Source organism: Paractinoplanes deccanensis (genome assembly GCF_016862115.1).
Classification (GTDB): Bacteria; Actinomycetota; Actinomycetes; order Mycobacteriales; family Micromonosporaceae; genus Actinoplanes; species Actinoplanes deccanensis.
In genome coordinates this window covers 1-4,102 of sequence record NZ_BOMI01000232.1, presented here as the reverse complement: position 1 = coordinate 4,102, position 4,102 = coordinate 1, and the positions used below count along the sequence as shown (strand labels likewise).

Annotated in this window: 1 protein-coding gene; it reads right to left on the bottom strand. The window is 76.9% G+C overall.

What is annotated here, in order from left to right:
- On the bottom strand, positions 1 to 4,102 hold a 4,102-nt coding region (locus tag Ade02nite_RS48745), incomplete at both ends, for a type I polyketide synthase (RefSeq protein ID WP_203778281.1).

The following is a 4,102-nucleotide window of genomic DNA, read 5'->3' as shown; positions in this document are numbered from 1 at the left end:
GGGAAGCGCTCGTACAGCTCGCGGCCCATCCCGGCACGCTGTGACCCCTGACCCGCGAACACGAACGCCACACGCGGCTTGGCCGAGGCCACGCCACGAGCCACCTCGGCGGGTGCCCGGCCCGCCCCGGCCAGCAGCACGGCCCGGTGCGGCAACTGGGCGCGATGCGCGGCCAGCGTCAGCGCCACGTCCGCGGCCGGCTCGGAAGAGACGCGGATCTGCTCGACCTGAGCGTCCAGCGCGGCCTCGTCACGGGCCGAGACGAGCCACGGCACCACCACATCCGCTGCCGCCGGGCGCGCCGGCCGGGCGGGCCCCTGCTCCAGGATCACGTGCGCGTTCGTGCCGCTGATCCCGAAGCTCGACACGCCGGCCCGCCGCGGGCGCCCGCTCGCCGGCCACTCCACCGAGCCGACGGCGAGCTCGACCGCGCCGGAGGACCAGTCGACCTGTGCGGACGGCGTGTCCACGTGCAGCGTCGGCGGCACCAGGCCGTGCCGCATCGCCATCACCATCTTGATCACACCGGCCACACCCGCGGCGGCCTGTGTGTGCCCGAGGTTCGACTTGATCGACCCCAACAGCAGCGGCGTCTCCCGGCCCTGCCCGTAGGTCGCCAGCAGCGCTTGGGCCTCGATCGGGTCACCGAGCCGCGTGCCGGTGCCGTGCCCCTCGACCGCGTCGACCTCCGTGGGGGCCAGGCCCGCGTTCGCCAGCGCCTGCCGGATCACCCGCTGCTGCGACGGCCCGTTCGGCGCCGTCAGACCGTTCGACGCGCCGTCCTGATTGACCGCCGAACCGCGCACCACCGCCAGCACGGGATGACCGTTGCGCTCGGCGTCCGACAGCCGCTCCACCAGCAGCACGCCGACACCCTCGGACCAGCCGGTGCCGTCGGCCGCGTCCGCATACGCCTTGCACCGGCCGTCCGCCGCCAAACCCCGCTGCCGGCTGAACTCCACGAACGCCCCCGGCGTCGCCATCACCGTCACACCACCGGCCACCGCCAGATCACACTCACCCGACCGCAGCGACTGCGCCGCCAGATGCAACGCCACCAACGACGACGAACACGCCGTGTCGACCGTGACCGCCGGGCCCTCCAGGCCGAACGTGTAGGCCACCCGCCCGCTGACCACGCTGCCCGCGCCGCCGCTGGCGAGCAGCCCCTCCAGCTCGGCGGGCACCTGCGCCAGGCGGGAGCCGTAGTCGTGGTACATGGCACCGGCGAAGACGCCCGTGCGGCTGCCCCGCAGCGAGGCCGGGTCCAGGCCGGCCCGCTCGAACAGCTCCCACGACGTCTCCAGCAGCAACCGCTGCTGCGGGTCCATCGCCAGCGCCTCGGCCGGCGAGATGCCGAAGAACGCCGCGTCGAAGTCGCCGGCGTCGTGCAGGAAACCGCCGAACCGGGTGGTGGACCGGCCGGCCCGGTCGGGGTCGGGGTCGTAGAGGTCGCCGACGTCCCAGCCGCGGTCGGCGGGGAACCCGGTGATGCCGTCCGCTCCGCCGAGCACCAGCTCCCACAGGTCCTCGGGCGACCGGACCCCGCCCGGATAGCGGCAGGCCATGCCGACGATCGCGATCGGCTCGCCGGCTGCCGCCGTCGTCGCGGCGGACGGCGTCGCCGTGTCGCGGGCACCCACCAGCAGGCCGGCCAGGTGCTCGGCCAGCACGGCCGGCGACGGGTAGTCGAAGACCAGCGTGGCCGGCAGCCGCAGCCCGGTCGCGGCGGCGAGCGCGTTGCGCAGCTCGACCGCCATCAGCGAGTCGAAGCCGAGGTCACGGAAGACCCGGTCGGCGCCGACCGCCTCGGCCGACGCGAAGCCGAGCACGGTCGCGGCGTCCCGGCGCACGACGTCGAGCAGCACGGCGTGCCGTTCCGCCGGCTCCAGCTCGGCCAGCCGCGCCCGCAGCCCGGTGCCGTCGCCGTCAGCGCCGGCCGCCGGTCGCGCGGCGGGCCGGACCAGCCCGCGCAGCGGCGGCGGCACGGCGGTGTGGCGGCCGAGGAGCCCGAGGTCGAGGCGGAGCGCCACCGGCACCGGGTCGGCTCCGGCCAGGGCGGCGTCGAAGGCGCGCAGCCCCTCGTCGAGGGTGAACCCGCCGACGCCGGCCCGCCGCATCCGCGCCACGTCGGCGCCGGCGAGGGCGCCGGCCATCCCCCCGTCGCCGAGATCCCACCGGCCCCACGCGATCGAGGTGGCGGGCAGGCCGGCGGCGCGGCGGCGCCGGGCCAGGCCGTCGAGGAACGCGTTGGCGGCGGCGTAGTTGGCCTGCCCGGCCGCGCCGAGCGTGCCGGCGGCCGACGAGAACAACACGAAGGCGTCGAGGTCGCGGTCGCGGGTCAGCTCGTGCAGGTGCCACGCGGCGACGGCCTTCGGGGCCAGCACGGCGGCGACGCGCTCCGCGGTCATCGTCTCCAGCAGGCCGTCGTCGACGATGCCGGCCGCGTGCACCACGGCGGTCACCGGGTGCTCGTCGAAGAGCCGCGCGAGCGTCTCCCGGTCGGACACGTCGCCGGCCACGACGGTCACCGAGGCGCCGAGCGCGGTGAGCTCCTCGACGGCGCCGGCACTGCCGCTCCGGCTGACCAGCAGGAGGTTCCGGACGCCGTACGAGCCGGCCAGGTGCCGGGCGATCGCGACGCCGAGTGCGCCGGTGCCGCCGGTCACCAGCACCGTGCCGTCGGCGCGCCACGGCGTGGGTACCGCCTCGGCCCGCTGCCGGACCAGCCGCGGCACCAGCAGCCGGCCGGCCCGGACGGCGATCTGCGGCTCGCCGGTGGCCACGGCGAGCGCCGACGAGCCCTCGTCGTCGGTGTCGATCAGGACGATGCGGTCCGGGTGCTCGGCCTGCACCGACCGGACCAGGCCCCACACCGCCGAGCCCGCCGGGTCGGTGAGGTCGCCGGGCCCGGCGGCGCCCTGGGTCAGCACGACGAGCCGTTCCCCGGCGGGGTGGTCCTCGGCCAGCCATCCGCGGACCGCCTCCAGCGACTCGGCGACGGCGGTCACCGGGTCGGAGGACTCGCTGCGGCGCAGCACCTCGTGGCGGGCTGCGGTCGCGGCCGGCGCGGCGACCGGGACCCACTCGAGCCGGAAGACATCGCTGCGCCGGTACGCGGCGAGCTGCTCGTCGGAGACCTCGCGGAAGGTGAGAGCGTCCACCGAGAGCACCGGGCGGCCGGTCTCGTCGGTGGCGGTCACGGCGACCGCGTCCGGTCCGGCCGGAGCCAGCCGCACGCGCAGGGCCGAGGCGCCCGCGGCGGTCAGCGTCACGCCCTGCCAGCCGAACGGGAGCCGGCCGGAGCGGCCCGGCTCGGCGCCGAGCGCGTGCAGGGCCGCGTCGAGCAGCGCGGGGTGGATGCCGAAGCCGTCGGCGGGGAGGCCGTCGAGCGCGACCTCGGCGTACCGGTCGTCGCCGTGGCGCCAGACGGCCCTGACGTTCCGGAAGGACGGACCGTAGTCGAATCCGGCCGCCGCGAGGCGGTCGTAGAGGTCGTCGAGGTCGTCCGGCACGGCGCCGGTGGGCGGCCAGGCCGGCATCGCGGGCGCTTCCGGCCGGTCGGTGCCGTCGAGGATGCCGGAGGCGTGCCGGGCCCAGTCACCGTCCGGCTGCCGGACGTGGACGGTGAAGGATCGCGCGCCGTCGATGTCCTCGTCGACGGCCACCTGCACCGCGACTCCCCCGTCGGCGGGCAAGGTGAGCGGCGCTTCGAGGGTGAGCTCGCGGACCCGGGCGTGGCCGGTGGCCTGTGCCGCGCGCAGGGCCAGCTCGGCGAAGACCGTGCCGGGCACGAGCGGCGCGGACCGCACGACGTGGTCGGCCAGCCACGGCTGAGCGGCGGCCGACAGCCGGCCGGTGAGCAGCAGGCCGCCGGAGTGCGGAAGCGCGACGGCGGCGCCGATCAGCGGGTGCTCGGTGGCTTCGAGGCCGGCCGCGGTCACGTCGCCGGGGCGCGCGTCGCCGTCCCGCAGCCAGTAGCGCCGCCGTTGGAAGGGGTAGGTGGGCAGGTCGGCCAGCCGGCCGGCGGGCAGCACCGCGGCCCAGTCGACCGCGGCACCGGCGACGTGCAAGCGCGCCAGCGCCGTCAGCAGCGCCTCGT